Genomic DNA, 26,304 nt, shown 5'->3' on the forward strand with positions numbered 1-26,304 from the left:
AGAGCACATCGCAAGACACTCAAACCATCACTTCCGTCTTGCGTCGCTGCATCAGCAGCAGAGAAACGAGATTATGAACAACGCTTCGGTTCGTGTCAACAAGATTTCAAGCTTTCTTTTCTTGCCGACCGCGCTCGAAACCCTTCTACAACCCACTCCGAGCACACCGCCGATACCGTCACTCCCGCTTCCTTCGCGTTCATCGAATCGCGAAGGAACGGAATTCTAGTGAGTGAGATCGAGAAGCGCAAGCGCTTTTTTGAACACGATCACCGATGCCTGAAGGCTGGCTTTCGCTTCTCGACAAACGCCGCCATGCCCTCTTTCTGATCTTCCGTCGCGAACAGCGAATGGAACAAGCGCCTTTCGAAGTGCACGCCCTCGGCGAGCGTCGTCTCGTAAGCCCGGTTGACAGCCTCCTTGGCCATCATCACGGCGGGGAGCGAGAAGCCGGCGATGATGGTCGCAGCTTCGACGGCCTCATCGAGCAGGCGATCCGCCCCGACGACCCGCGACACCAATCCCGCACGCTCGGCCTCGCTCGCATCCATCATGCGCGCGGTCAGGCAGAGATCCATCGCCTTGGCTTTGGAGACGGCGCGCGGCAGGCGCTGAGTGCCGCCCGCGCCGGGAATCACGCCGAGCTTGATCTCGGGCTGACCGAATTTGGCCGTATCGGCGGCGATGACGATGTCGCACATCATCGCGAGTTCGCACCCGCCACCGAGCGCGAAGCCGGCGACCGCCGCAATGATCGGCTTGCGAACGGTGCGGATCGTTTCCCAGTTGCGCGTGATGTAGTCGCCCTTATACACATCCATATAGGAATAGCTGGCCATCATGCCGATATCCGCGCCGGCGGCAAACGCCTTCTCGCTGCCGGTCAAGACGATTGCGCCGATGCTCTCGTCGGCGTCGAAGGCCTTTAGCGCAGCGCCCAATTCGTCCATCAGCGCGTCGTTCAGCGCATTGAGCGCTTTCGGACGGTTCAGCGTGATCAGCCCAACCCGACCGCGCGTTTCGACCAGCAGATTCTCGTAAGCCATTCGCTCCTCCTTGGGATCCTCAGGTAAGCCCTAATGAAAAGACGTCGTCACTTCATCTCGATAATGCTAACATCACCAACCAACCGGTCGGTTAATTATTCGGCTCGGCACCTTTCCCTCGTTCTCCTCTCGCGACCATGACACATCCGCTATTCACGAAGCACGAAGCGACGCTCGACAAAGCGCTCGCAGCCATCGAAACGCGCGGCTACTGGAGCCCGTTTGCCGAAGTGCCGAGTCCCAAAGTGTACGGGGAAACGGCCAGCGCCGATGGAGAGGCCGCGTTCAAAGCCCACTTCGGCAAGACTTTCGAGCTCGACCAGCCTTCGACGGGCGAGACGGTCGGCAAAGAGCGCTCGCCATTCGGCGTTGCGCTTGACATCCGCTATCCGAAAGCCGATCCGGACGCGCTGATCCGCGCCGCAGCCGACGCGCAATCGAAATGGCGCGTCGCCGGCCCGCAAGCGTGGGTCGGCGTGAGCCTCGAAATCCTGTCGCGCCTGAACCGCGCCAGCTTCGAGATCGCGTATAGCGTGATGCACACGACCGGCCAGGCATTCATGATGGCTTTCCAAGCCGGCGGCCCGCACGCGCAAGACCGCGCGCTCGAAGCCGTGGTCTACGCATGGGACCAGTTGCGCCGCCTTCCCGCCGAAGCGCACTGGGAAAAGCCACAGGGCAAGAATCCGCCGCTTGCGATGCAAAAGCGCTTTTCCATCGTCCCGCGCGGCACGGGCCTCGTGCTCGGCTGCTGCACTTTCCCGACGTGGAACGGCTATCCCGGCCTGTTCGCCGATCTCGCGACCGGCAACACCGTCATTGTCAAACCGCACCCCGGCGCGATCCTGCCGCTCGCCATCACCGTGCGCATCGCACGTGAAGTCCTTCGCGAGGCCGGATTCGATCCGAACGTCGTCACCCTGCTCGCGACCGAACCGAATGACGGCGCATTGGTTCAAGAGCTGGCCGTGCGTCCCGAAATCAAGCTGATCGATTTCACGGGCAGCACGCAAAACGGCACCTGGCTCGAACGCAACGCGCATCAGGCGCAGGTTTACACCGAAAAGGCGGGCGTGAATCAGATCGTCATCGATTCCGTGGACGATCTGAAGGCCGCCGCGCGCAACATCGCCTTTTCGCTCGCCCTCTATTCGGGCCAAATGTGCACGGCGCCGCAGAACATCTACGTACCGCGCGATGGCATCCGCATTCCCGACGGCCAAATGAGCTTCGACGACGTCGCGAACGCCCTCGCGGGCGCCGTCGCAAAGCTCGCGTCCGATCCGGCACGCGCTGTCGAACTCACGGGCGCGATTCAGAACGAAGGCGTCGTGGAACGCATCGGTGAAGCGAGCAAGCTCGGCGACGTTCTGCTCGACAGCCAATCGATCGCGCACCCGGCGTTTCCTGACGCGCGGGTTCACACCCCGCTCATGCTCAAGTTCGACGCGCGCACCGACGAAGCCAAATTCACCAAGGAATGGTTCGGTCCGATCTCGTTCGTCGTCGCCACCGACTCGACGGCGCAGTCGCTCGAACTCGCCGGCTCGATCGCACGCACGCACGGCGCGCTGACGTTGTCGGTCTACAGCACCGACGACAAGGTGATCGAAGCGGCGCACGAAGCAGCCATCGAAGGCGGCGTTGCGCTCTCGATCAACCTCACGGGCGGCGTGTTCGTCAATCAGACGGCTGCGTTCTCGGACTTCCATGGAACCGGCGCCAATCCGGCAGCCAACGCCGCGCTCTCCGACGCCGCTTTTGTCGCGAATCGCTTCCGCGTGGTGCAAAGTCGGGTTCATGTTGCTCCGAAGGCCGCGCAAGCGGAAGTCGGCCAAACGGCATAAGCCGGATTACACACCGCACAAAGGCCGAATCGCCGTGCAAACGGCTTATGCCATTCGGCCTAATGGAAAGCGGCGGGCCGCGCGGCTAGTATCGGCATGTAAGGGAAAACCGCTGTGGCCAGATTCGGCGAGAGAGGAGAAACGATGGCAGAAAAGTCCGTGTTGCATCAAGTCGATGGCGAAACGCGCGTCGCAACGTTGACGCTCAATCGACCCGACAAGCTGAACAGCTTCACACGCGAGATGCATCGCGAACTGAGTCAGGCGCTCACTGAAGTCGAGGCGAGCAACGCACGCGCGTTGGTTATCACTGGCGCCGGCCGCGGATTTTGCGCGGGCCAGGATCTCGCGGATCTGGATTTCACGCCCGGCTCGATGTCGGATCTCGGCGACCTGATCGACGAGTACTTCAATCCGCTGGTGCGCAGACTGCAGGCCATGCCGCTGCCGGTCATCGCCGCTGTGAACGGCACGGCCGCGGGCGCGGGCGCGAATCTCGCGATGGCGTGCGATCTCGTCGTCGCGGCGCGATCGGCGAGCTTCATCCAGGCATTCGTGAAGATCGGGCTCGTGCCGGACTCGGGCGGAACATGGCTCTTGCCACGCCGCATCGGCGAAGCGCGCGCACTTGGTCTCGCGCTGACGGGCGAAAAGCTCAGCGCGGAAAAAGCGGAGGCCTGGGGCATCGTGTGGCGCGTCGTCGAAGACGCCGAGTTGCAGCAGGCGGCGGCGCAACTGGGCGCGCAACTCGCGCAGCAGCCGGCGCGTGCGGTCGTCGCGATCAAGCAGGCGATCCGCGCGAGCGCGAACAAGACCTTCGACCAGCAACTCGACCTCGAACGCGATTTGCAGCGCGAGCTGGGTGCGTCGCCCGATTACATCGAGGGTGTCGCCGCTTTCAAGGAAAAGCGCGCGCCGCGCTTCGAAGGTCTGTGAGAACCGAATCAATCTGGAGACACCTGTGACGCCACAACAACTCGCGGAAGCCACAGCCAAAGCGATGTACGAAGCGGACGCATGCACGCGCGCACTCGGCATCGAGTTGATGGAAGTGCGACCCGGCTATGCGCGGCTGCAAATGAACGTGCGCCCCGATTTTCTGAACGGTCACGCGATTTGCCACGGCGGCCTGATGTTCACGCTGGCGGACTCCGCATTCGCTTTCGCCTGCAATTCGTACAACATCAGCACGGTCGCCGCGGGTTGTTCGATCGAGTTTCTACGTCCAGTAAAAGGCGGCGACCGTTTGACTGCCGAGGCGATCGAGCAGACCTTGAGCGGCCGCACGGGAATCTACGACATCCGGGTCACGAATCGGGAAGGCGAAGCAGTTGCGATGTTTCGCGGCAAGTCGGCGCAGATCAAAGGCAACGTGATCCCCGCGTGACGCGCCTCGTTCATACGACGGACGTGGCATGAAAAGCCGCGCCGCACAGCCAGCATCAAGGAGACAGCAATGACCACCCCGCTGCCGCTCGAACCGATCGAGAAGGCGAGCCGCGACGAACTCGCGGCGCTGCAACTCGAGCGCCTCAAATGGACGCTCAAACACGCTTACGATAATTCCCCGGTCTATCGGCGCAAGTTCGACGAAGCCGGCGTGCATCCGGATGACATCGCTTCGCTATCCGACCTCGCGCGGTTTCCCTTCACGACGAAGAAGGATCTGCGCGACAACTATCCGTTCGGCATGTTCGCCGTGCCGCAGGAGCGCATCTCGCGCATTCACGCCTCGTCCGGCACGACTGGCAAGCCGACGGTCGTCGGCTATACGGCGCAGGATCTCGACCACTGGGCGAACCTCGTCGCGCGCTCGATTCGCGCAGCCGGCGCGCGGCGGGGCGACAAGGTTCATGTGAGCTACGGTTACGGACTGTTCACAGGCGGGCTCGGCGCGCATTACGGCGCGGAGCGCGCGGGCCTCACCGTGATTCCCTTTGGCGGCGGCCAGACCGAAAAGCAGGTGCAACTGATTCAGGACTTCCGGCCTGACATCATCATGGTCACGCCGAGCTACATGCTCTCGATCGCCGATGAACTCGAGCGCCAGGGCATCGATCCGGCAAGCTGCTCGCTGCGCATCGGCATCTTCGGCGCCGAGCCGTGGACAAACGACATGCGTCGCGCGATCGAGACGCGCATGGGCATCGACGCCGTCGACATTTACGGGCTCTCGGAAGTCATGGGGCCGGGCGTGGCGTCCGAATGCGCGGAGACCAAGGACGGCCCGACGATCTGGGAAGACCACTTTTATCCCGAAATCATCGATCCGGAAACCGGCGAAGTGCTGCCCGATGGCGAATTCGGCGAACTCGTGTTCACGTCGCTCACGAAAGAAGCGCTGCCGATCATTCGCTATCGCACGCGCGATCTGACGCGCCTCTTGCCGGGCACCGCTCGCACGATGCGTCGCATGGAGAAAATCACGGGCCGTTCGGACGACATGATGATCGTGCGAGGCGTGAACGTTTTCCCGACGCAAATCGAAGAGTTGCTGCTCAAGCGTCCGGTGCTCGCGCCGCACTATCAGATCGTGCTCACCAAGGAAGGCCCGCTCGACGTTCTCACGCTGAACGTGGAGCCCTGTCCGGAATCGGCGCCGGACGCCGTGGCACTTGATAGCGCGAAGGCCGCGCTCGCGTACGACATCAAGGCGCTGATCGGCGTGAGCGCCGTGGTCAACGTGCTCGCTGTGAACGGCATCGAACGTTCGGTCGGCAAGGCGCGGCGCGTGATCGATCGGCGCAACATGACGGCATGACGTAAAAAAGCTCGCGAGCCTTGAAGCCGCGAGCTTTTTTTATCGGCGGAACCGAACGCGGAATCAGGAATTCGGCAGCAGCAGCCACATTCTGCCGCCCTGCTTCATGCGTCCGGCGAGATCGCCCGCATTGTCGCCCAGACCCCAGAAGTAATCCGCGCGCACGCCGCCCTTGATTGCCGTGCCGGTGTCCTGTGCAAACACGAGGCGGTTCATCGGCTGGTTGCTGAGCGGACGCGTCGTCTGAAGGAAAACGGGCGTGCCGAGCGGGATCGCCGAGGGATCGACCGCGATCGATCGTTCAGGCGTCAAGGGCACGCCGAGCGCGCCGACGGGACCGTCGCCCATGCTCGCGGGCATGGTTTCGTTCGCGGGCATTTCGCGGAAGAAGACGAAGCGCGGATTCACGTCCAGCAGCGCGTCGACGCGTGCCGGGTTCGCCTTCGCCCATGCCTTGATGCCTTGCATCGTCGCTTGCGCGGGCGTGAGTTCGCCGCGATCGAGCAGTTCCTTGCCGATCGACCGGTACGGCTGATTGTTCGTGCCGCCGAAGCCGACGCGCATCACGCTGCCATCTTCCATCGTGACGCGTCCCGAGCCCTGAACTTGCAGGAAGAACACTTCGATCGGATCGTCGACCCACACGAGTTCGTTGCCGCTCAATACGCCCGAACGTTCGAGCTGTGCGCGCGTCGGCAGCGCCGAGCCGGGCTTGTAGCGATACGGCCAGCGATACAGCGCGTACTGATACGGCCCGTGCCGCGTGCGCGCGCCGCGTAGCAGCGGCTCGTAGTAGCCGGTCACGAGACCGTCGAGCGTGCCGTCGGTATTGGCGAGCTGGAATGGCGTGAAATAGGTTTCGAAGAAACTGCGCGCCGCCGACATGTCGAGGTCGTCGAGACCCGACGCCGCCGTGCACGCCTTCTGCCAGTTGGCCTGGCGCGCGAGCCGGCTGCAGTTCTGACGCAGCGCGGCGGTCGCGCCGATCAGCGAATCGTCCTGCCAGCCCGGCACCTGCTGCCAACTCACCGCGGTCAGCCGCGACGCGGCACGCTGTCCGGGCACGATCGGCGTGCCGGTCGCCGCCGTGCTCGCGCCCGGTTTCACGTAATTTCCGCCGCCGCACGAGGCGAGCAGGACCGCGGTTGCAATCGATGCGGCCCAGGCCGCTGCTCGCGCGGTCGGCCGCACGAAACGCATACAATGCTCGTTCTTGATGGGAACCGCCATGTCTGATCTGTTCGACGAATATCCAATGCTTATTTTTGCGCTCGAGTCGCTCGTGGCGCTCGCCTTGCTGATCTTCATCGTCGTGTGGACGGCATCGGGCAAGAAGAAAAACCAGAATCGCTCGAACGATTCGGCGAAACGGCGCTGATACGCGTCACGTGTCGCCGGTTCCTGCTCAATGGAGCGTGCGCGGCATATGCAATGCAAATTCCGCTACAGGCGCCTCGAAACGCTCGCCATCCTCGGCCACGCAGAAATACTCGCCGCGCATTGTGCCGACCGGCGTCGCGATCACGGCCCAGCTCGTGTACTCGAACTGCTCGCCCGGTGGCAAAAGCGGCTGATGCCCGACGACGCCCAGCCCCTTCACTTCCTGCACGTGATCGTTGCTGTCGGTGATGATCCAGTGTCGCGAAATGAGTTGCGCCGCGACCTGGCCGGTGTTGCGAATCGTCAGCGTGTAGGCGAATGCGTACTGTCTGCTATCCGGGTCGGACTGCTCGGGCAAATACCGCGTCTCCACGGAAACGCTGAATTCGTACTGGCTCATCGTAGTTCCAATTCCAGTTCAACGGTTCGCCGCAGCGCCGGAAGAATGGCGCGCGGGTGCGCCGCTATTGGTCTGGCATTCTGCTTGATGCGAGCGGCGCCCGCAACACGATTGGTGTCCGGCGCTCGCCTCCGCTCGCGATTCATTGGCCATTCGGACGAGGGACTCGAAGGAAAACGCGAGTTAAAATCACTACTTTAGGCCGCTACCCGCACACGTCCATGGCGCAATTTCACATCGCTCCCAGTATCCTTTCCGCCGACTTTTCCCGCCTTGGCGAGGAAGTCCGCAACGTCGTCGCCGCCGGCGCCGACTGGATCCACTTCGACGTCATGGACAATCACTACGTGCCGAATCTGACGATCGGCCCGCTGGTGTGCGAAGCCATCCGCCCGCATGTGGACGTGCCCATCGACGTGCATCTGATGGTGCGCCCGGTCGACCGCATCGTGCCCGATTTCGCGAAAGCCGGCGCCAATGTGATCAGTTTTCACCCGGAAGGTTCGGATCACATCGACCGTACGCTGTCGCTGATCCGCGATCACGGATGCAAGGCGGGTCTCGTGTTCAATCCCGCGACGCCGCTGATTTACCTCGACCACGTGATGGACAAGCTCGATCTCGTGCTGATCATGTCCGTGAATCCGGGCTTCGGCGGGCAATCGTTCATTCCCGAGGCGCTCAAGAAGGTGCGTGAGGCGCGCGCGCGCATCGATGCGTATCGCGAGCGCACGGGCCGCGAGATTCATCTGGAAGTCGACGGCGGCGTGAAGATCGACAACATCGCGGAAATCGCCGAGGCCGGCGCCGATTCGTTCGTCGCGGGCTCGGCCATTTTCGGCAAACCCGACTACAAGCAGGTCATCGACGCGATGCGCGCGGAACTGGCCAAGGTCGAATCCGGAGCGAAGGCATGAGCGAGATCGCAGCGGCGCAGGCGCCTTTCGTGAACCGGCCGATCCGCGCCGCGATCATCGACCTCGACGGCACGATGGTCGACACCGCCGATGACTTCGTCGCCGCACTGAACGCGATGCTCGCGCGCATCAACATCGAACAGCCGGTTACGCGCGACGAAGTCACGGGTTACGTCGGCAAGGGCTCGGAGAATCTGATTCGCAGCGTGCTCGCGGTGCGCCTGTCGCCGGTGCAAGCGGTCGCGCAATTCGACGACGCGCTCGCGATCTATCAAAGCGAATACGCGAAGGTCAACGGCAAGCATTCGACGCTCTTCCCGGAAGTGAAGGAAGGCCTCGAAGCGATGCGCGAAAGCGGCGTCGTGCTCGCGTGCGTGACCAACAAGCCGCATCGGTTCGCCGTGGAATTGCTCGCGCACTTCGGCATCGCGGATTTCTTCAAGGTGATTCTCGGCGGCGATTCCCTTGCTGCAAAAAAGCCCGATCCGCTGCCGATGCTCACCGCATGCGAACGCCTCGACGTCCTGCCGCGCGAAACCGTGGCGGTCGGCGATTCGGAGAACGATGCGCTTGCGGGCCGTGCGGCGGGCCTCGCAACCTTGACCGTTCCGTACGGCTACAACCACGGGAAACCAGTGCAATCGGTGAAATCCGATGGTATAGTTTCCTCGCTGCGCACCGCAGCACTGGCGATCGCAGCCACCTTGGCGCCGCCGGATGCCACACTTACCGAATAAGTCCATCCATTCATGTTTCTCAACAGAAAACGGAGTCTGAGCAGCATCGACCGGGGAGCCTGGCCCTGGCGTCGCTGGTCGCGCTAACCTCGCCCGAGGTTCGCTGAAGCCATCTTCCCGATCGCGCTTCAGCATCCGTTTTTTGTTTCGCTGCGCATCTCCGCGCCGTTTCCGTCTATCGCATTGCGTCGAGCCTGGCTCGCGTGCGCCGCTTCGCTTCGATCACAACGCTGATTCGAAGCGGCGGAGCCGTCGTGTGCGATCATCACGAGATTCGACCGACCGCAGCGCCCTGCACTCCCCGATGCCGCGCCACCCAGAAAGCGCGCGTCGCTCAAGGATCGCAACATGACCGAACTCGAATTCCAATCGCTGGCGAACGAAGGCTATAACCGCATTCCGCTCATCGCCGAAGCCCTCGCCGACCTCGAAACGCCGCTCTCGCTCTACCTCAAGCTCGCGCAGACCGAGCGCAACGGCGCGAACTCGTTCCTGCTGGAATCCGTCGTGGGCGGCGAGCGCTTCGGGCGCTACTCGTTCATCGGGTTGCCCGCACGCACGACCGTGAGCGTGCAGAACGGCGAGACGAAAGTCGTCACGGACGGCAACGTCGTCGAGACGGACGAAGGCGATCCGCTCGCGTTCATCGAGCAATTTCAAAAGCGCTTCAAGGTCGCGACGCGCCCGGGCCTGCCGCGTTTCTGCGGCGGTCTCGCCGGCTACTTCGGTTATGACGCGGTGCGCTACATCGAGAAGAAGCTCGCGCACACCGCGCCGCCCGACGATCTCAACCTGCCCGACATCCAGTTGCTGCTGACGGAAGAAGTCGCGGTCATCGACAATCTCGCGGGCAAGCTCTATCTGATCGTCTACGCCGACCCGACGCGCCCCGAAGCGTATGCGAAGGCGAAGCATCGTCTGCGCGAACTGCGCGCGCGTCTGCGTATGACGGTTCAGCCGCCTGTGACGTCGGCGAGCGTGCGCACGGAAACGTTCCGCGAGTTCAAGAAGGACGACTATCTGAACGCCGTGCGCAAGGCGAAGGAATACATCGCCGCTGGCGAGCTGATGCAGGTGCAGGTCGGCCAGCGTCTCATCAAGCCGTTCCGCGACAATCCGCTTTCGCTGTATCGCGCGCTGCGTTCGCTGAATCCGTCGCCGTACATGTATTACTACAACTTCGGCGGCGAAGTGCACGTGGTCGGCGCGTCGCCGGAAATTCTGGTGCGGCAGGAAAAGCGCGCGGACGATCGCATCGTGACGATTCGTCCGCTCGCAGGCACCCGTCCGCGCGGCAACACGCCCGAGCGCGATGCCGAACTCGCCACCGAACTGCTGAACGATCCGAAGGAAGTCGCCGAGCACGTGATGCTGATCGATCTCGCGCGCAACGATGTCGGCCGCATCGCGCAAACGGGCTCGGTGTCCGTGACGGACAAGATGATCATCGAAAAGTATTCGCACGTGCAGCACATCGTGAGTTCGGTCGAGGGCAAGCTCAAAGACGGCATGAATAACTACGACGTGCTGCGCGCGACCTTTCCCGCCGGCACGCTTTCAGGCGCGCCGAAGGTCCGCGCGATGGAACTCATCGATGAACTGGAGCCGGTCAAGCGCGGTCTGTACGGCGGCGCAGTCGGTTATCTGTCGTTCAGCGGCGAAATGGATCTCGCGATCGCGATTCGCACCGGCCTGATCCACAAAGGCAATCTCTACGTCCAGGCGGCGGCGGGTGTCGTTGCCGATTCGGTGCCCGAATCCGAATGGCTGGAAACGGAGAACAAGGCGCGCGCCGTGCTGCGCGCCGCCGAGCAAGTGCAAGACGGCCTCGACAGCGACTTCTGAGGAGACAAGACCATGCTGCTAATGATCGACAACCAGCATTGATGCCCAAGCCGGCGCAAATCCTTGCAAATACACCATGAGCTACAGGCGATCCAAGCATACCCATCCAACGTCTTCGAATCGTATCCAGTAAAATGGGGTGAAATTCTGATGACTTCACCCCATGAAGTCATCGAAGGCGCTCACCGCTACGGCTATCAATGCCGCCAAGTCTAGGGACAAGCCGTATAAGTGACCAAATACCGGAGCAAGCTCAAAAAAATATCCTAGAACAACGAGTAACTATTGGGATGTCTCCCCACGAAGCCAAGCTTGCTGGTGGTGCATTCTATTACAAGGTAGAAGCAGACCAAAAAGTATGGCCGCCAATGCGGACCCACTTAGAGTAATTGATAAGCAGTCGGTCGCGCCGGACGAAAGCAAGATCTGGATGACATTCGAGACTGAGACTCAGTTTCCGGGGGCGGGGAGAAAAAAGTTCCGAGTGTTTTTTGAGCGAGGCCGGGCTGCAGAAATTTACGAAATAAATGACACCGCTAACTAGTACTTGTCGAAAAAATCTATATGAATTCAACCTCTGAAAGTCTTTTGCGACGAAGACTCATTTCTTCGGGGTGTTTGGCAGTTTTACTTTGGCGCACAAACATGGCGGCCGGGAGTTGGTTCTCTGATTCCAATTCTGACGTCCCAACGGTCCCGCCCAGTCGATATTTTAGATGGGACATTGGTCCGAAAGATAGCAGTATCAAGCAAGAATTCCTCGTTAGCGAATATCGTGCTTATGATTTCAATATTGGCTTTGGAAGCCCCGTTGCCTGGGATGACAAGAATCACCAAGAGTGGCGAAAAGATCAGCTTGCCTGGAATTTCATTGGAGGACGGATGTTTGGTGCCTCAGAGTCGGGGTGATTGTTCCAGTGCACATTGAGATTAAAAAAATTGACTCGACGGAGAAATCTACGGTGATGGCCGTTAGCTCGGTCGACACGCAATCCCTGACGCAGGGTGGGCGTGTAATAAGTCGAAAGATCATCAGCGTGAAATTAAAGCCGGGGATGTACGAGGTTACCGTCGCGACTTTAAGGGAAACAAAGCTTCCAGAGGGGATTGGTACATACCTACATATTGGTTTTTATCCCAAAGCAAGCGTTATCAAAAATAACGAATAAGAGAATTCTGATGCCGACAATAACAGTCAATATCGCGAACGCTGGAACCCCTTTAGCAGGAGGAGGGACGTCGGCGGTCGGACATATGTGATATTCCATTAGTGAAGGCAATGGCAGTGGGTCGTACAGTTATAGGTTTGCCCCGATCCGGCGCATCACGGATCGCCAGTCGCTCCAGGGAAAGTTTATTCAACAGACACCGCAGACTATACGGCGACGTATTACACGAGAAAACATGTATACCGACCCGGCCCTATCCCACAGACTGATAGATAGCGGCACGTGGCGATCAGCTATACGACGATAGGTCGACAATGCTAAAGAAGGGCTCGGGCGATCGCAATAGTTACGCCGGACATCGGGATGGATACCTGCCCTCGCCTCATCGGCTCCCCTACCCTCCGCTTGAAGGATGGACTGAACATGCCGCTTGTACCGGGGTGGTCGGGCTCGGTGACTTAACTGCACGGCCTTTTCCTCGTCGGCACCCGGTCATCGGAACGGTATAGCTCGCTCCTCTCGTCTCTCGGCGAAACACAAACGTTCATGCGGCTCCGACCGCACCGTCTTGGATGACCAACTGGTAAAATCGAAGCCATGCGATACAGCAGCCGTTTCCCCTCTGTACTTCTTCTCTTTGGTTGGCGATAAGCCGATCAAGTCACCGCACGCCCCAACGCACCGCTTCTTTGTTGCGACGACTGAAGAACGGGGTGAATTTGGGGTGCAAATCTCCAGAATCGCCAAAAGAACTTTTTAATTTCCCCTTATCTTTCAATAGATTAGGAGCGACCATGCTGCTGATGATCGACAACTACGATTCCTTCACCTACAACCTGGTCCAGTACTTCGGCGAACTCGGTGAAGACGTGCGCACGTATCGGAACGACGAAATCACGCTCGACGATATCGCGAAGCTCAATCCCGAGCGCATCTGCCTGTCGCCGGGACCGAGCAATCCGCAGCACGCGGGCATCACGCTCGACGTGCTGCGCGAATTCTCCGGCAAGCTGCCGATTCTCGGCGTATGCCTCGGCCATCAGGCGATCGGCGAGGCATTCGGCGGGCGCGTCGTGCGCGCGCAGACCATCATGCACGGCAAGGTCAGTCAGATCGAGACGGACTGTAAAGGCGTGTTCGCCGATCTGCCCAAACACTTCAACGTGACGCGCTATCACTCGCTGGCAATTGAGCGCGAGTCTTTGCCCGACTGTCTCGAAGTGTCCGCCTGGACGCCGGACGGCGAAATCATGGGCGTGCGCCACAAGGAACTGGAAGTGGAAGGCGTGCAGTTCCATCCGGAATCGATTCTTTCCGAGCACGGCCACGCGCTGCTGGAAAACTTCGTGAAAAGCTCCTCGACCGGCAGGCGGGCGTAAGAACATGACCATCACCGCACAGGAAGCGCTGCAACGCACGATCGAGCATCGCGAGATCTTTCACGACGAAATGCTGCACCTCATGCGCCAGATCATGCGCGGCGAGATGTCGCCCGTCATGGCCGCCGCGATCATCACCGGCTTGCGCGTGAAGAAGGAAACCATCGGCGAGATCGCCGCCGCCGCGACCGTCATGCGCGAGTTCGCGAATCATGTCGAAGTCGAGGACAACTCGAATTTCGTCGATATCGTCGGCACGGGCGGCGACGGCTCGCACACGTTCAACATTTCCACCGCGTCGATGTTCGTCGCCGCAGCCGCGGGCGCGAAGGTCGCGAAGCACGGCAACCGCGGCGTGTCGAGCAAGTCGGGCAGCGCGGACGTGCTCGAAGCGCTCGGCGTGAACATCGATCTGACACCGGAACAAGTGGCCGCGTCGATTGCCGAAACCGGCATGGGCTTCATGTTCGCGCCGAATCATCATCCGGCGATGAAGAACATCGCGCCCGTGCGCCGCGAACTCGGCGTGCGGACCATCTTCAATATTCTCGGGCCGCTGACGAATCCGGCCGGCGCGCCGAACCAGCTTCAGGGCGTGTTTCACGAAGACCTCGTCGGCATTCAGGTTCGCGTGATGCAGCGTCTCGGCGCAAAACACGTGCTCGTGGTGTATGGCAAGGACGGCATGGACGAAGTGTCGCTCGGCGCCGCGACGAAAGTCGGCGAACTGAAGAACGGCGAGGTGACCGAGTACGAGATTCATCCGGAGGATTTCGGCCTGCAGATGGTGTCGAATCGCTCGTTGAAGGTGCAGGACGCGCAGGAATCGAAGGCGATGCTGCTCGGCGCGCTGAACAACAAGGCGGGCGTCGCGCGCGAGATCGTCACATTGAATGCCGGTACGGCGCTTTATGCTGCGGATGTCGTCGATTCGATCGAAGCGGGCATGGCCGCCGCGCGCGAAGCGATCGAGAGCGGCGCGGCGCGCGAGAAGATCGATACGCTCGTGAAATTCACGCAGCAGTTCGCGAAGAAATAACGGAAGCCAATATGAGTGACATTCTGGATCGCATCATCGCGGTCAAGCGCGAGGAAATTCGCGCCGCCGAACAGAGCGCGCCGCTCGAAGCGCTGAAGCTCGAAGCCGGCGCGCGCGACCTGCGCGATTTCGTCGGCGCATTGCGGGCGAAACATGCGGCGAATCAGGCGGCGGTCATTGCCGAGGTCAAGAAAGCGAGCCCGTCGAAAGGCGTGCTGCGTGAGCACTTCGTGCCCGCCGAAATCGCGCGTTCGTACGAAAAAGGCGGCGCCGCCTGCCTTTCCGTGCTCACCGACGTGCAGTTCTTCAAGGGCAGCGTCGCGTATCTCGAAGAGGCGCGCGCCGCGTGCAGCTTGCCGGTGTTGCGCAAGGACTTCATCATCGATCCGTATCAGATCTTGGAAGCACGCGCGATGGGCGCGGACTGCATCCTGCTGATCGCCGCCGCGCTCGAACTCTCGCACATGCAGGATCTCGAAGCCTACGCGCATTCGCTCGGGCTCGCGGTGCTGGTCGAAGTGCACGACGCCGACGAACTGCGCGACGCGCTCACGCTGAAGACGCCGCTCATCGGCATCAACAATCGCAATCTGCGCACGTTCGAGACCACAATCGACACGACCATCGGCATGCTGGAATCGGTGCCGGATGACCGCATCGTCGTGACGGAATCGGGCATTCTGTCGCGACTCGACGTCGACAGGCTGCGCGCGATGCGCGTGCATACATTCCTCGTCGGCGAGGCGTTCATGCGCGCCGACGATCCCGGCGCGGAACTCGCGCGCATGTTCTTCTGAACTCACCGACAGGAACCGCATGGGCATCGAACGGGAACTCAAACTCGCGCTCGCGCCGTCGCAACACGACGACGTCGCGCGCTTCTTCGACGAGCGCACCGGCGCGGGCAAGCCGCTCGACCTGGCCAACGTCTATTTCGATACGCCGGACTGCGCGCTCGCGAAAGCGAAGTCCGCGCTGCGCCTGCGCCGCACGCCGGAACAATGGCTGCAGACGTTCAAGACGCTCGGCAAATCGGTCGCGGGCCTGAGCAACCGTCACGAGTGGGAACTGCCTGTGAAAGGCGAAGCGCTCGAAATCGAAGCGCTGATCGCCGATTGCGACAACGAAGCCTCGCGCGAAGCGCTGGAACGCGCGGCGCCCGATCTCATCGCGCTGTTCAAGACCGACTTCAGGCGCATCGTGTGGAACATCGAGCGTGAAGGTTCGCAGATCGAAGTCGCGCTCGATCTCGGCGAGATCACCGCCGAAGTCGACGGCGAAACGCGTCGCGCGGACATCAGCGAGCTGGAGCTGGAACTGAAATCCGGCGACGAGACCGCGCTTTCGATGCTCGCCGCGGAACTGCGCGGCGCATTTCCCGAAATCGTCCCCGAGGATCTCAGCAAGGCCCAGCGCGGATATTTCCTGCGCGAACAGCCCGAAAAAGTCCGCAACGTCCGAGCATGAGCCAACAGCCTTCCCTTTTTGCGGATAACGAAACCGCGGCTGCGTCGGCTTTCCTGACGCTCGAAAGCCAGTTCGAAGCGCTGCCCGCCGGCTGGCGCACGCATCTGAAGCCGTTTATCGGCGGCAAGCACTATGCGGCGTTGTGCGCGTTCGTCGATGCCGAGCGCGCCGCCGGCAAGACGGTTTATCCCGCCGATGTCTTTCGCGCGCTGCGGCTCACGAGTCCCGGCGACGTCAAGGTCGTGATTCTCGGGCAAGACCCCTATCACGGCGAGGACAAGGGCGCGCCGCAGGCGCACGGCCTGGCGTTTTCGGTGCCCGCGCCGGTGCGTCCGCCGCCGTCGTTGCGCAACATCTTCAAGGAAATTCACGCGAGTTTCGGTTTTCCCGCGCCCGCGCACGGTTGTCTCGATTCATGGGCGAAGCAAGGCGTGCTGCTGCTCAACACGTCGCTGACCGTCGAGCGCGACAAAGCCGGCAGTCACGCGAAGCGCGGCTGGGAGCAATGCACCGACACGCTGATCCACGAAATGGCGCAGCGTCACGACGGCCTCGTGTTCATGCTGTGGGGCGCGCACGCGCAGGCGAAGCGCGGTTTGATCGAAGGCACGGGGAAGTCGCATTGCGTGCTGGAAGCGGCGCATCCGTCGCCGTTGTCGGCGTATCGCGGATTTTTCGGCTGCGGACATTTCGCGCGCGCGAACGAATATCTGACGCAGCACGGGCGCGCGGCGATCGACTGGCGCTTGCCCGAAGTGCCGGAATTGCTGGCGTAGAAAAGCAAAAACCCCGCCGCGCGGGGTTTTCGTTGAAACAGAAGCACAAGCGCTTAGACAGCGGCGATCGCCTCGCGAGCCGATGCCAGCGCCGCGCCAGCCGCGTCCGGACCCATGTTCAGGCCTTCGGCGTAGATGAAGCTCACGTCGGTCATGCCGAGGAAACCGAGGAACGTCTTGAGGAACGGCGTCTGCGAATCGTTCGGCGTGCCCGCGTACTTGCCGCCGCGCGCCGACACCACGTACACCTTCTTGCCCTTCACGAGACCTTCCGGACCGTTCGCCGTGTAGGCGAACGTGATGCCGGCACGCGCGATCCAGTCGAAATACGTCTTCAGTTGCGACGAGATGCCGAAGTTGTACAGCGGCGCCGCGATCACGACGATATCCGCCGCTTGCAACTCGGCGATCAGCGCTTCGCTCTTCGCGTTGATCGCCGCTTGTTCCGCGTTGCGCTGATCGGCGGGCGTGAAGAACGCGCCGAGCGTGGCGTCGTCGAGGTGCGGCAGGCTGTCGCCCAGCAGATTGCGCACGACGCGCTTTGCGCCCGGATTGCTTTGTTGCAGTTTCGCGGTCAGTTCGTCGGCGAGCAGCGTCGATTGAGCACCTTGCGAACGGGCGGCGGAGTTGATTTGCAGAATCGTCGTCATGATGGCTTCCTATCTCTGTCAGGTTTCGGGCGCGCTCTGCGTCCGTCAGGTAAGCATTCTTCTCATTTCGACCCTCGGGAAAAAGCCATCCGGTCGTGACGGATTGTTGCAACGGTAGAACAATCCGCCGCCGGTGCCGCAATCACCCTTTCAGCCAGCGCTCCCGCCATTGTTTCGACGGCCCGCGTCCGTCGATGGCCGTCAGCACGTAGCGCGCGGCTTCCGGCCCGTCGAGCCTGACCTCGGTGCGGCGCAGCTCGTCGCGGCGGAACGCGTGCACCTCCACCTTCGCGCCCGGCAGATAACGCGACATCAGCGCGTCGAGATTGGAGCCGGTCACGCGCAGTCCGTCGATCGCGACGAGCACGTCACCCGCCGACAATCCCGCCTTCTGCGCCGCGCTGCCTTCATGGACGACGGCCAGCGTACAGTCCGCGCCGCCGCGCACGCGCACACCGAACGAGGGCTTGACCGATGCGCCGTTGCCCGGCAAATCGGGCGCCATCGCGATGCCGAACGGCTCGAACAGCGTATCGAGCGGCAGATCGCGCGTGCCGCGCACGCCGTCGCGGAAGAGCGAACGCAGGTCCGCGCCGGTCGCTTCGGCGAAGAGCGCCTCGACGTCCTCCTCCAGAATGCCGCGCGCCTTGCCTTGGTAGAAGTCGCGCCCGTAGCGCTGCCACAGCAGACGCATCACGTCGTCGAGCGACTTGCGGTTGCCGGTTTGCGCGCGAATCGACAGATCGAACGCCAGCGCGACGAGCGAGCCTTTCTGGTAATAGCTGACGATCGCGTTGGACGCGTTTTCGTCGGCGCGGTAGTACTTCACCCACGCATCGAACGAGCTTTGCGCGACGGACTGCTTGAGGCGCCCCGTGCCGCGCAGCACGCCGCCGATCGTCTTGCCGAGCAGCGTGAAGTAGTCGCTCGTCGAAATGAGGCCGCTGCGCACGAGCATCAGATCGTCGTAGTAGGACGTGAAGCCTTCGAAGAGCCACAGCAGCGTCGTGTAATTCTCCTGCGACAGATCGTACGGCGCGAACGCCGCCGGCTTGATGCGCTTAACGTTCCACGTATGGAAGTACTCATGGCTGCACAGGCCGAGATAGGTGCGATAACCTTCGGTCGTTTCCGGGCGGCCCTGTACCGGAAGATCGGTGCGATTGCAGATCAGCGCCGTCGATGCGCGGTGCTCGAGCCCGCCATAGCCGTCACTCACGGCGACGGTCATGAACACATAGCGTTCCACCGGCGCTTTCTTCGTGCGCGGCTCGAAGAGCGCGATCTGCGCTTCGCATACGCGCTTCAGGTCGGCGGCGAGCCGGTTCATGTCGAGATTGACGACGCGCCCCGAGATCACGATGTCATGCTTCACGCCGTGCGCGGTGAAGCTGCCGAGCGCGAATTCGCCGAGCGTGACAGGTTGATCGACAAGTTCGTCGTAATTCGCCGCTTCATAGCTGCCGAAGCCGTAGCGCTTCGTGCCGCGCGCTTCGGCGAGCGCCGTCGCGACGCGCCAGTTGCGATACGCGCCGCCCTGCGGCGGCTCGATATCGACGATGCACCGCGCCGCCGACTGCCCTTCCACGGCGAGGAACGTGCTCGTGCCGTTGAAGAACCCGATGGTGTCGTCCAGATGCGCGGCGCGCACGGACATGTCCCACGCGTAGACCTCGTAGCGCAGCGTGATCGGGCCGTCGACCGGCGCGGCTTGCCACGCGTGCTTGTCGATCTTTTCGATCGCGATCTTGCGGCCCGCCGCGTTGAACGCCTGGAGCGTCACGATATTGCGTGCGAATTCGCGGATCATGTAGCTGCCCGGAATCCATACCGGCAACATGAAACGCTGTCCGGCGGGGTCCGGCGCCGCGACGGTGAGCGTCACTTCGAAGAGATGCGCGGCGGGATTTTTTGGAACGATGCGGTAGCGGACGGGCTGCATCGTTTGCATGAGCGTAGTCATCTCGATGTCCTTTGTTCTTGTTCTGGGCGCTGGGCCGCGCCCGTCGCCTTGCTTGTTTACGATGCGCTTTCGCAAAAGCAAGACCGTAAAAACAGAAGAGGCGCCTGACGCGCCTCCCTTCCTCGTTCGAACCGCGCTCAGCGCACGGCGGACAGTTCCTTTTCGAGCCGGTCGGCGGGCACGGCGCCCGGCAGACGCCGGCCATCGGTGAGAAACACGGTCGGCGTGCCGCTGACGTTCATCGAGCGGCCGAGCTTCAGATTCTTGTCGATGGCGGTCGTATCGCACGATGCGGCCATCGTCGGCGCCTTGCGGTCGAGCATCCAGCTTTCCCACGCGTTCGCGCGATCCTGCGAGCACCAGATCGACTTCGACTTGGCCGTCGAATCGGGCGAGAGCACGGGGTACAGGAAGGTGTAGACCGTCACGTTGTCGATCGACTTGAGCGTCGATTCGAGCTGCTTGCAGTACGGGCAGTTCGGATCGGAGAACACCGCGATCTTGCGCTTGCCGTTGCCCTTCACGACCTTCACCGCGTTCTCGAACGGCAGTTTCGCGAAGTCGATCTTGTTGGTTTCCGAGAGCCGCGCTTCGGTGAGATTCTTGCTGCTGCGCGTATCGACGAGATCGCCGATCAGCACGTAGTTGCCGGTCGCATCGCTGTAGACGATCTGCGAGCCGAGATTCACTTCGTAGAGCCCCGGCACGGGCGTCTTCTGAATGCTTTTGATGGTGGCGTTGCCCATGCGCGATTCGAGCGCCGACTTGATCTTGTCGGTGATTTCATCGGCCTGCGCCGAACCGCCGATGCCGAGCGCGACGACGAACGCAGCGGCGGTTGCGAGGGCGATACGAATGGTGGTTTTCATGCGGTTTCCTGTATGTCGCGCGGCCTCGCGCGCGCGAAAGTGAGTGAATTCAACCGAGCGCCGCCGACACCAGCCAGCGCTTGATGAGCGGCTGTGCGCCGACGAATGCCATGCCCGTGTTTCGCACCGCGCGCGCGAGCGTGCCCGGCACGGAAAAAAGCCGCTGCAGGCCGTCGGTCGCGAACATGAGCTTCTGGATGTCTTCGCGGCGCGCGCGTTCGTAGCGGCGCAGCAAAATCGGATCGCCGAGATCGCGGAACGACTCTTTGTTCGCGATGACATCCGCGAGCGCGGCCACGTCGCGCAGGCCGAGGTTCATGCCCTGTCCCGCGAGCGGGTGAATCAGATGCGCGGCATCGCCCACGAGCGCGACGCGCGGCGCGATCAGCTTGTCGACGGTCTGAAGCCCGAGCGGAAAACCCTGCGCGGGCGTCACGCAATCGAGCGTGCCGAGCATGTTTTGCGTCGCCTGTTCGACTTGAGCCGCGAGTTGGGCCGGATCGAGCGCGAGCAGTTCGTCGGCGTGTTCCGTGCGCGCCGACCACACGAGCGAAACGTGATCGCCGGGCAACGGCAGGAGCGCGACGATTTCCGTATCGCGGAACCATTGATACGCGGTTTCGCCGTGCGGCCGTTCGGCCCGGAAATTGGCGACGACACCCGTCTGCCGATAATCGCGGCGATTCATCTTCGCGCCCATTTGCGCGCGCACCCAGGAATGCGCGCCGTCCGCGCCGACGATCAGATCCGTTTCGAGCATTTCGCCGCTCGCGAGCGCGACATGCGCTGCGTCGGCCTCGACCGTCATGCCTTGGGCGCGCGATTCGAACCACGAGAGGCTCGGCTGGAAGCGCAATGCGGCGTCGAGCGATTGTTCGATCAACGACGATTCCACGATCCACGCGAGCTGCGGCACCGACGCCTGGAACGCCGAAAAGTGGAGTTCCGCGTGGGCGTCGCCGAAAACACGCATGTCGAACACCGGACCGAGACGCGCACGATCGAGCGCCTGCCAGACGCGCAGCCGCTCCAGCAGCGCCTGCGAGCTCGAGGACAGCGCGTAGATGCGCGAATCGAACGCCGCGCCCGGCGGCAGGCCGGCGGCACGCGACGCGACGAGCGCGGTGCGCAGTCCGGATTGCGCGAGCGCGAGCGCGGCCGTCTTGCCGACGAGCCCGCCGCCAACGACGACAGCGTGAAATCTGAGGGGATGCGGAGTCATGCGGGCATTATAGCCGTGGGGTTCGAGCGGGTTTGCGGGTGGAGGCGGCCGCTTGTGCGCGCTGGCGCGGCGGTACAATAGCAGTTTGCCCGGCCGTCTGACGCGGCCGCAGCGTGGCGGACGGTTCTCGCCCGCTCTTTGCGCACCATTTTTGACGAAACCCGCGCGGCCCGCGCCGTCTCACCAGTTCGAAGGATCCCATGAGCCTCCAATGCGGCATCGTCGGCTTGCCCAACGTCGGCAAGTCCACACTTTTCAATGCTTTGACCAAGGCGGGCATCGCCGCCGAGAACTATCCGTTCTGCACGATCGAGCCGAACGTCGGCGTGGTCGAAGTGCCCGACTCGCGTCTGAACGCGCTCGCCGAGATCGTGAAGCCCGAGCGCATTCTTCCGGCGGTGGTCGAGTTCGTCGATATCGCCGGGCTGGTTGCGGGCGCGTCGAAGGGTGAAGGCCTCGGCAACCAGTTCCTCGCGAACATCCGCGAGACGGATGCGATCACGCACGTCGTGCGCTGCTTCGAAGACGAGAACGTGATTCACGTCGCGGGCAAGATCGACCCGATCGCGGATATCGAAGTCATCAACACCGAACTCGCGCTCGCCGATCTGGCGACGGTCGAGAAGGCGTTCACGCGCTATTCGAAGGCGGCGAAATCGGGCAACGACAAGGAAGCGGCGAAGCTCGTCGCCGTGCTCGAGAAGGTGCGCGCGCAACTGGATCAGGCGAAGCCGGTGCGCGGCCTTTCGCTGACCGAAGAAGAGTTGCTGACCATCAAGCCGCTTTGCCTGATCACGTCGAAGCCGACGATGTACGTCGCGAACGTGAAGGACGACGGCTTCGAGAACAACCCGTATCTCGACGCGGTGCGCAAGCACGCGGAAGCGGAGAACGCGCCGGTGGTCGCGGTGTGCGCGGCGATCGAAGCGGAAATCGCCGATCTCGACGATGCCGACAAGATCGAATTCCTGACCGACATGGGCATGGACGAGCCGGGTTTGAACCGCGTGATTCGCGCGGGGTTCAAACTGCTCGGTTTGCATACGTACTTCACGGCGGGCGTGAAGGAAGTGCGCGCGTGGACGATTCATATCGGTGATACGGCGCCTCAGGCCGCTGGCGCGATTCATACGGATTTCGAGCGCGGCTTCATCCGCGCGCAGACGATTTCGTTCGATGACTACGTTCAGTACAAGGGCGAGCAAGGAGCGAAGGAAGCCGGGAAGATGCGGGCGGAAGGGAAGGAGTACGTCGTGCACGACGGGGATGTGATGAATTTCTTGTTTAACGTGTAAACGTCAAGAACCGTCAAAGCGGCTTGCCTCAAGAAGCGGAGTACCCGATAAAGGGACTCCGCTTTTTTCTTGCGCGGATGAGGCAGCGCAGCGATGCGCGATAAATAACAACAACGAGAGAAAAGAAAATGAAGAGACACGCGTCAACGAGCGTGTTGCGGGCGTTCGCGGTCACTGCGCTGATCGCGGCGAGCGTCGCGTGGACACCCGGTGCCTTCGGCTATCGCGGCGATCAACATCAGTACCAGCCGCAACCCGACGAGAGCGACCTCGACAACCACGGCCACTACATCAACCACGACGGCAACGTCGTCCACTCGCCCGCGCACACGCGCTCGGGCGCCGTCCCCGCAGGAGCAACGGCCCGATGCCGCGACGGTTCATACAGCTTCAGTCGGCATCACAGCGGCACGTGCTCGCGGCACGGCGGCGTCGCGAGCTGGCAGTGACGAATCGCACCGCGAAGTACAATGCGATTTGATCCCGCCCGCGCCAGGCGCTGCGGCAGGAACGCGCTCAACCGCGCGACCGGACACCCTCGCGCGCCCACTCGGGCGCGCCGCGTTCATACCCTCAATCACTCACTGACAACATGGCCCAATACGTCTTCACCATGAACCGCGTCGGCAAGATCGTCCCGCCGAAGCGTCAGATCCTGAAAGACATCTCCCTCTCGTTCTTCCCCGGCGCGAAGATCGGCTTGCTCGGCCTGAACGGTTCCGGCAAGTCGACGCTCATCAGGATCATGGCGGGCGTCGATAAGGACATCGAAGGCGAAGCCACGCCGATGCCGAATCTGAACATCGGTTATCTGCCGCAGGAGCCGCAGCTCGATCCGCAGCAGACCGTGCGTCAGGCCGTCGAGGAAGGTCTCGGCGACGTCTTCCAGGCCCAAAAGAAGCTCGACGAAATCTACGCCGCATACGCCGAACCGGACGCCGATTTCGACGCCCTCGCCGCCGAACAGGCGAAGTACGAAGCGATTCTCTCGACAAGCGATGGCGGCAGCCCCGAGCAACAGCTCGAAGTCGCCGCCGACGCGCTGCGCCTGCCCGCGTGGGACGCGAAAATCGAACATCTGTCGGGCGGCGAAAAGCGCCGCGTCGCGCTGTGCAAGCTGCTGCTGCAAAAGCCCGACATGCTGCTGCTCGACGAACCGACCAACCACCTCGACGCCGAATCCGTCGAATGGCTGGAGCAGTTCCTCACGCGCTATCCGGGCACCGTCGTCGCGGTGACGCACGATCGCTACTTCCTCGATAACGCCGCCGAATGGATTCTCGAACTCGACCGCGGCCACGGCATTCCGTGGAAGGGCAATTATTCGAGCTGGCTCGACCAGAAGGAAGACCGCCTGAAGCAGGAAGAATCGAGCGAATCCGCGCGTCAAAAAGCGATCAAGAAGGAACTCGAATGGGTGCGCCAGAATCCGAAGGGCCGTCAGGCGAAATCGAAGGCGCGTATCGCGCGTTTCGAAGAGCTCAACAGCCAGGAATATCAGAAGCGCAACGAAACGCAGGAAATCTTCATTCCGGTCGGCGATCGTCTCGGCAATGAAGTCATCGAGTTCAAGAACGTCAGCAAGGCTTATGGCGACCGCCTGCTCATCGACAATCTCGACATGAAGATTCCGGCGGGCGCGATCGTCGGCATCATCGGGCCGAACGGCGCCGGCAAGTCGACGCTTTTTCGCATGCTGACCGGCAAGGAGCAGCCGGATTCGGGCGAGATCGTCAAGGGGCCGACCGTCAAGCTCGCCTATGTCGATCAAAGTCGCGACGCGCTCGGCGCCGACAAGACCGTGTTCGAGGAAATCTCCGGCGGCGCCGACGTGCTCACGGTCGGCAAGTACGAAACGCCGTCGCGTGCGTATATCGGCCGGTTCAACTTCAAGGGCAGCGATCAGCAGAAGCTCGTCGGCAATCTGTCGGGCGGCGAACGCGGCCGTCTGCATCTGGCGAAGACGCTCATCGCCGGCGGCAACGTGCTGCTGCTCGACGAACCGTCCAACGACCTCGACGTCGAAACGCTGCGCGCGCTCGAAGACGCGCTGCTCGAATTCGCCGGCTCGGTGATGGTGATCTCGCACGATCGCTGGTTCCTCGACCGCATCGCGACGCACATCCTCGCGTTCGAAGGTGATTCGCATGTCGAGTTCTTCGACGGCAATTACCAGGAATACGAAGCCGACAAGCGCAAGCGTCTCGGCGAAGAAGCCGCGAAGCCGAAGCGTCTGCGCTACAAGCCGATCACGCGATGAGCGCATACGTCTGATGATTTTCCGCGCGCCAATGCGGGCGCGCGCACCGACGTCAGGCACAAAAGTGGCGACTGTGTAGGACGCAGTCGCCACTTTCATTTTCGAGCGGCACTTTTCGATAAGCCGGCACGGGGGACACACTCAGATGGCGAGATCGAGCGCGCGGCGGGGGGCGCTTTGGGCAGTCGGAGTCGTCGCGGCGCTCGTCGTTTTAGGCGTCGGCGGCTGGCTGTTCGTCGTGCATCAGATGAAGGAGCGCATCCTCGAGACACTCGGCCCGAACGGTTCGGTGGAGGAAATCGACGTCGGCTTCGGTCACGTGACGCTCTCGCGCGTGCGTCTGCGCGGCCCGAAAGACTGGCCGGCGAGCGACGCCATGCGCGCCGAACGCATCGTGCTCGATGTCGACATGCATTCGCTCATCTCGCGGCCGATCCACCTGCGCAGCGTGAGCGTCGACAACTACTATCTGTCGATCGTCCGCTCCGCCGATGGCCGCGTGCGCATCCTGCCGGGGCTTCGGGAAACCGCGCAGAAAGCCGACGCCACGCCCGACAGCCGCGAGCGCGACGAACATGCGAAAGAGGAAAAGCTCATCGATCGCGTGTCGTTCGAGCGCGGTTCGATGGAGTTCTTCGACGGCTCCGTGCAGGACCCGCCGTATCGCGTGCTGATCGGCGATGCACGCGCCACCGTCGATCACATTCATCTGCCCGCGCTCACCGACCGCACCGAGCTGTCGATGGCCGGCTCGATCAAAGGTCCGTCGCACACGGGCACGGTGACGTGGGGCGGCTGGATGGTCATCGCGAACAAGGATTCGCAGACGCGCGCGACCTTGCGCAGCGTCGATGTCGCGACGCTCGATCCGTATCTGCTCAAGAAGGCCGGCGCGAGGGCGGCGGTGACGGGCGGCACCATCGACCTGACGATCGACTCGACCGTGAAGGATTACCGCATTCACGCGCCCGGCACGCTCACGCTGAATCACTTGCAGATCAGCGACGCCGGCAATCCGCTCGACACCTTTCTCTCGATTCCGACCAAAGCCGCGATCGCCGCGCTGAAAGACCGCAAGGAGCAGATCAAGCTCGATTTCGTGCTCGACGGCGATCTGCGCGATCCGAAGTTTTCGCTTAGCGAGAGTTTGTCGAAGAAGCTCGCGGCCGGGTTCGCGAAAGCGCTCGGCGTGAGCGCGGAAGGCGTCGCGCGCGGCGCGGGCGATACGGTGCGGGGAATCGGCAACGCGCTCAAGAATCTGCTGGGGCAGTAGCGCGTTGCG

General features: G+C 62.2%; 26 protein-coding genes. 18 read left to right on the forward strand and 8 right to left on the reverse strand.

The features are described from left to right. The coding region (locus NOV72_RS32580; protein WP_216858900.1) for a hypothetical protein at positions 1–330 on the forward strand (330 nt) is incomplete at its 5' end. Here the strand turns inward: NOV72_RS32580 and NOV72_RS29690 are convergent. Beyond that, complete coding sequence (locus NOV72_RS29690) at positions 270–1,046, reverse strand: enoyl-CoA hydratase (protein WP_106858093.1); 777 nt, start codon at positions 1,044–1,046, stop codon at positions 270–272. The two genes, NOV72_RS32580 and NOV72_RS29690, sit on opposite strands and share 61 nt — an antisense overlap. Before the next feature lie 137 nt (positions 1,047–1,183). Between NOV72_RS29690 and paaN the strand changes: the two genes are divergently transcribed. From paaN to paaK, 4 genes are all read left to right on the forward strand, one after another. Beyond that, on the forward strand, positions 1,184–2,893 hold the full coding sequence (gene paaN, locus NOV72_RS29695; protein ID WP_106858094.1) for a phenylacetic acid degradation protein PaaN: 1,710 nt from the start codon (positions 1,184–1,186) through the stop codon (positions 2,891–2,893). Between the two features lie 144 nt (positions 2,894–3,037). Beyond that, entirely contained in the window at positions 3,038–3,829 is a 792-nt protein-coding gene (gene paaG, locus NOV72_RS29700) for a 2-(1,2-epoxy-1,2-dihydrophenyl)acetyl-CoA isomerase PaaG (RefSeq protein ID WP_106858095.1), read from the forward strand. A 64-nt stretch (positions 3,830–3,893) separates the two neighbouring features. Then, the gene (gene paaI / locus NOV72_RS29705) at positions 3,894–4,280 is read left to right on the forward strand and encodes a hydroxyphenylacetyl-CoA thioesterase PaaI (RefSeq protein ID WP_245933213.1); all 387 of its coding nucleotides are present in this window, start codon (positions 3,894–3,896) and stop codon (positions 4,278–4,280) included. A 69-nt stretch (positions 4,281–4,349) separates the two neighbouring features. Beyond that, positions 4,350–5,654: a phenylacetate--CoA ligase PaaK gene (gene paaK, locus NOV72_RS29710; protein ID WP_106858097.1), complete on the forward strand. Its 1,305-nt coding sequence runs from the start codon at positions 4,350–4,352 to the stop codon at positions 5,652–5,654. A gap of 63 nt (positions 5,655–5,717) precedes the next feature. On the opposite strand, the gene mltA is transcribed toward paaK, so the two are convergent. Together mltA and apaG are read right to left on the reverse strand one after the other, a co-directional pair. Then, a complete protein-coding gene (gene mltA / locus NOV72_RS29715; protein ID WP_181291191.1) occupies positions 5,718–6,962 on the reverse strand; it encodes a murein transglycosylase A in 1,245 nt (414 codons plus the stop codon). A gap of 97 nt (positions 6,963–7,059) precedes the next feature. After that, the gene (gene apaG / locus NOV72_RS29720; protein ID WP_035510926.1) at positions 7,060–7,434 is read right to left on the reverse strand and encodes a Co2+/Mg2+ efflux protein ApaG; all 375 of its coding nucleotides are present in this window, start codon (positions 7,432–7,434) and stop codon (positions 7,060–7,062) included. A 221-nt stretch (positions 7,435–7,655) separates the two neighbouring features. Here apaG and rpe point away from each other — a divergent pair, with 221 nt between their 5' ends. The 4 genes from rpe (at position 7,656) to NOV72_RS33170 (ending at position 12,102) form a co-directional block, all read left to right on the forward strand. Next, the gene (rpe, locus tag NOV72_RS29725) at positions 7,656–8,351 is read left to right on the forward strand and encodes a ribulose-phosphate 3-epimerase (RefSeq protein WP_106858099.1); all 696 of its coding nucleotides are present in this window, start codon (positions 7,656–7,658) and stop codon (positions 8,349–8,351) included. Further along, positions 8,348–9,088, forward strand: coding sequence for a phosphoglycolate phosphatase (locus tag NOV72_RS29730; protein ID WP_106858100.1), 741 nt, complete (start codon positions 8,348–8,350; stop codon positions 9,086–9,088). The genes rpe and NOV72_RS29730 overlap by 4 nt, the downstream gene beginning before the upstream one ends. 348 nt (positions 9,089–9,436) lie before the next feature. Next, positions 9,437–10,933, forward strand: a complete 1,497-nt coding sequence (trpE, locus tag NOV72_RS29735) for an anthranilate synthase component I (RefSeq protein WP_106858101.1) — start codon at positions 9,437–9,439, stop codon at positions 10,931–10,933. 905 nt (positions 10,934–11,838) lie between these two features. Then, positions 11,839–12,102 carry a DUF5625 family protein gene (locus tag NOV72_RS33170; protein ID WP_106858102.1) on the forward strand — a complete coding sequence of 88 codons (264 nt, stop codon included), beginning with the start codon at positions 11,839–11,841 and terminating at the stop codon, positions 12,100–12,102. Positions 12,103–12,763: 661 nt separating this feature from the next. Here the strand turns inward: NOV72_RS33170 and NOV72_RS32485 are convergent. Continuing rightward, positions 12,764–12,916, reverse strand: a complete 153-nt coding sequence (locus tag NOV72_RS32485; RefSeq protein WP_181291192.1) for a hypothetical protein — start codon at positions 12,914–12,916, stop codon at positions 12,764–12,766. Here NOV72_RS32485 and NOV72_RS29750 point away from each other — a divergent pair. The 5 genes from NOV72_RS29750 to NOV72_RS29770 are packed head-to-tail and all read left to right on the forward strand — an operon-like array spanning position 12,897 to position 16,763. Further along, positions 12,897–13,481 (forward strand): aminodeoxychorismate/anthranilate synthase component II, encoded by a 585-nt coding sequence (locus NOV72_RS29750; RefSeq protein ID WP_106858103.1) that lies wholly within the window; start codon positions 12,897–12,899, stop codon positions 13,479–13,481. The two genes, NOV72_RS32485 and NOV72_RS29750, sit on opposite strands and share 20 nt — an antisense overlap. A gap of 4 nt (positions 13,482–13,485) precedes the next feature. Beyond that, positions 13,486–14,520, forward strand: coding sequence for an anthranilate phosphoribosyltransferase (trpD, locus tag NOV72_RS29755; protein WP_106858104.1), 1,035 nt, complete (start codon positions 13,486–13,488; stop codon positions 14,518–14,520). 11 nt (positions 14,521–14,531) lie between these two features. After that, positions 14,532–15,317 carry an indole-3-glycerol phosphate synthase TrpC gene (gene trpC, locus NOV72_RS29760; protein WP_106858105.1) on the forward strand — a complete coding sequence of 262 codons (786 nt, stop codon included), beginning with the start codon at positions 14,532–14,534 and terminating at the stop codon, positions 15,315–15,317. A gap of 19 nt (positions 15,318–15,336) precedes the next feature. Further along, positions 15,337–15,987: a CYTH domain-containing protein gene (locus NOV72_RS29765; RefSeq protein ID WP_106858106.1), complete on the forward strand. Its 651-nt coding sequence runs from the start codon at positions 15,337–15,339 to the stop codon at positions 15,985–15,987. Continuing rightward, positions 15,984–16,763, forward strand: coding sequence for a uracil-DNA glycosylase (locus tag NOV72_RS29770; protein ID WP_106858107.1), 780 nt, complete (start codon positions 15,984–15,986; stop codon positions 16,761–16,763). The genes NOV72_RS29765 and NOV72_RS29770 overlap by 4 nt, the downstream gene beginning before the upstream one ends. 53 nt (positions 16,764–16,816) lie before the next feature. Here NOV72_RS29770 and NOV72_RS29775 read toward each other — a convergent pair whose 3' ends face one another. The 4 genes from NOV72_RS29775 to NOV72_RS29790 all read right to left on the reverse strand — a co-directional run bounded on the left by NOV72_RS29775 (position 16,817) and on the right by NOV72_RS29790 (position 21,467). Continuing rightward, on the reverse strand, positions 16,817–17,413 hold the full coding sequence (locus tag NOV72_RS29775; protein WP_106858108.1) for an FMN-dependent NADH-azoreductase: 597 nt from the start codon (positions 17,411–17,413) through the stop codon (positions 16,817–16,819). Between the two features lie 142 nt (positions 17,414–17,555). After that, a complete protein-coding gene (locus NOV72_RS29780) occupies positions 17,556–19,355 on the reverse strand; it encodes a M61 family metallopeptidase (RefSeq protein WP_106858136.1) in 1,800 nt (599 codons plus the stop codon). A 158-nt stretch (positions 19,356–19,513) separates the two neighbouring features. Further along, entirely contained in the window at positions 19,514–20,245 is a 732-nt protein-coding gene (locus tag NOV72_RS29785) for a DsbC family protein (RefSeq protein WP_106858109.1), read from the reverse strand. Between the two features lie 49 nt (positions 20,246–20,294). Further along, positions 20,295–21,467: a UbiH/UbiF family hydroxylase gene (locus NOV72_RS29790; protein ID WP_106858110.1), complete on the reverse strand. Its 1,173-nt coding sequence runs from the start codon at positions 21,465–21,467 to the stop codon at positions 20,295–20,297. Between the two features lie 200 nt (positions 21,468–21,667). On the opposite strand from NOV72_RS29790, the gene ychF reads away from it, so the two are divergent. The 4 genes from ychF to NOV72_RS29810 all read left to right on the forward strand — a co-directional run bounded on the left by ychF (position 21,668) and on the right by NOV72_RS29810 (position 26,295). Beyond that, positions 21,668–22,762: a redox-regulated ATPase YchF gene (ychF, locus tag NOV72_RS29795; protein WP_106858111.1), complete on the forward strand. Its 1,095-nt coding sequence runs from the start codon at positions 21,668–21,670 to the stop codon at positions 22,760–22,762. A gap of 128 nt (positions 22,763–22,890) precedes the next feature. Then, a complete protein-coding gene (locus NOV72_RS29800) occupies positions 22,891–23,211 on the forward strand; it encodes a DUF3761 domain-containing protein (RefSeq protein ID WP_106858112.1) in 321 nt (106 codons plus the stop codon). 143 nt (positions 23,212–23,354) lie between these two features. Next, a complete protein-coding gene (gene ettA / locus NOV72_RS29805) occupies positions 23,355–25,022 on the forward strand; it encodes an energy-dependent translational throttle protein EttA (protein WP_106858113.1) in 1,668 nt (555 codons plus the stop codon). A gap of 145 nt (positions 25,023–25,167) precedes the next feature. After that, positions 25,168–26,295: a DUF748 domain-containing protein gene (locus NOV72_RS29810; protein WP_106858114.1), complete on the forward strand. Its 1,128-nt coding sequence runs from the start codon at positions 25,168–25,170 to the stop codon at positions 26,293–26,295. Positions 26,296–26,304 lie beyond the last annotated feature (9 nt).

Source organism: Caballeronia novacaledonica, assembly GCF_900258035.1.
Classification (GTDB): domain Bacteria; phylum Pseudomonadota; class Gammaproteobacteria; order Burkholderiales; family Burkholderiaceae; genus Caballeronia; species Caballeronia novacaledonica.

What these genes read in the sequence shown, in the direction of transcription:
- trpE (WP_106858101.1), top strand. Translation starts at nt 9,437, where the DNA reads ATGACCGAACTCGAATTCCAATCGCTGGCGAACGAAGGCTATAACCGC.
- NOV72_RS29770 (WP_106858107.1), top strand. Translation starts at nt 15,984, where the DNA reads ATGAGCCAACAGCCTTCCCTTTTTGCGGATAACGAAACCGCGGCTGCG.
- NOV72_RS29775 (WP_106858108.1), bottom strand. Translation starts at nt 17,413, where the DNA reads ATGACGACGATTCTGCAAATCAACTCCGCCGCCCGTTCGCAAGGTGCT.
- trpD (WP_106858104.1), top strand. Translation starts at nt 13,486, where the DNA reads ATGACCATCACCGCACAGGAAGCGCTGCAACGCACGATCGAGCATCGC.
- NOV72_RS29750 (WP_106858103.1), top strand. Translation starts at nt 12,897, where the DNA reads ATGCTGCTGATGATCGACAACTACGATTCCTTCACCTACAACCTGGTC.
- ettA (WP_106858113.1), top strand. Translation starts at nt 23,355, where the DNA reads ATGGCCCAATACGTCTTCACCATGAACCGCGTCGGCAAGATCGTCCCG.
- NOV72_RS29730 (WP_106858100.1), top strand. Translation starts at nt 8,348, where the DNA reads ATGAGCGAGATCGCAGCGGCGCAGGCGCCTTTCGTGAACCGGCCGATC.
- NOV72_RS29800 (WP_106858112.1), top strand. Translation starts at nt 22,891, where the DNA reads ATGAAGAGACACGCGTCAACGAGCGTGTTGCGGGCGTTCGCGGTCACT.
- paaK (WP_106858097.1), top strand. Translation starts at nt 4,350, where the DNA reads ATGACCACCCCGCTGCCGCTCGAACCGATCGAGAAGGCGAGCCGCGAC.
- paaI (WP_245933213.1), top strand. Translation starts at nt 3,894, where the DNA reads ATGTACGAAGCGGACGCATGCACGCGCGCACTCGGCATCGAGTTGATG.
- trpC (WP_106858105.1), top strand. Translation starts at nt 14,532, where the DNA reads ATGAGTGACATTCTGGATCGCATCATCGCGGTCAAGCGCGAGGAAATT.
- NOV72_RS29785 (WP_106858109.1), bottom strand. Translation starts at nt 20,245, where the DNA reads ATGAAAACCACCATTCGTATCGCCCTCGCAACCGCCGCTGCGTTCGTC.
- rpe (WP_106858099.1), top strand. Translation starts at nt 7,656, where the DNA reads ATGGCGCAATTTCACATCGCTCCCAGTATCCTTTCCGCCGACTTTTCC.
- NOV72_RS29690 (WP_106858093.1), bottom strand. Translation starts at nt 1,046, where the DNA reads ATGGCTTACGAGAATCTGCTGGTCGAAACGCGCGGTCGGGTTGGGCTG.
- NOV72_RS29765 (WP_106858106.1), top strand. Translation starts at nt 15,337, where the DNA reads ATGGGCATCGAACGGGAACTCAAACTCGCGCTCGCGCCGTCGCAACAC.
- paaG (WP_106858095.1), top strand. Translation starts at nt 3,038, where the DNA reads ATGGCAGAAAAGTCCGTGTTGCATCAAGTCGATGGCGAAACGCGCGTC.
- mltA (WP_181291191.1), bottom strand. Translation starts at nt 6,962, where the DNA reads ATGAAGATCAGCAAGGCGAGCGCCACGAGCGACTCGAGCGCAAAAATA.
- NOV72_RS29780 (WP_106858136.1), bottom strand. Translation starts at nt 19,355, where the DNA reads ATGCAGCCCGTCCGCTACCGCATCGTTCCAAAAAATCCCGCCGCGCAT.
- NOV72_RS29810 (WP_106858114.1), top strand. Translation starts at nt 25,168, where the DNA reads ATGGCGAGATCGAGCGCGCGGCGGGGGGCGCTTTGGGCAGTCGGAGTC.
- apaG (WP_035510926.1), bottom strand. Translation starts at nt 7,434, where the DNA reads ATGAGCCAGTACGAATTCAGCGTTTCCGTGGAGACGCGGTATTTGCCC.
- ychF (WP_106858111.1), top strand. Translation starts at nt 21,668, where the DNA reads ATGAGCCTCCAATGCGGCATCGTCGGCTTGCCCAACGTCGGCAAGTCC.
- paaN (WP_106858094.1), top strand. Translation starts at nt 1,184, where the DNA reads ATGACACATCCGCTATTCACGAAGCACGAAGCGACGCTCGACAAAGCG.
- NOV72_RS29790 (WP_106858110.1), bottom strand. Translation starts at nt 21,467, where the DNA reads ATGACTCCGCATCCCCTCAGATTTCACGCTGTCGTCGTTGGCGGCGGG.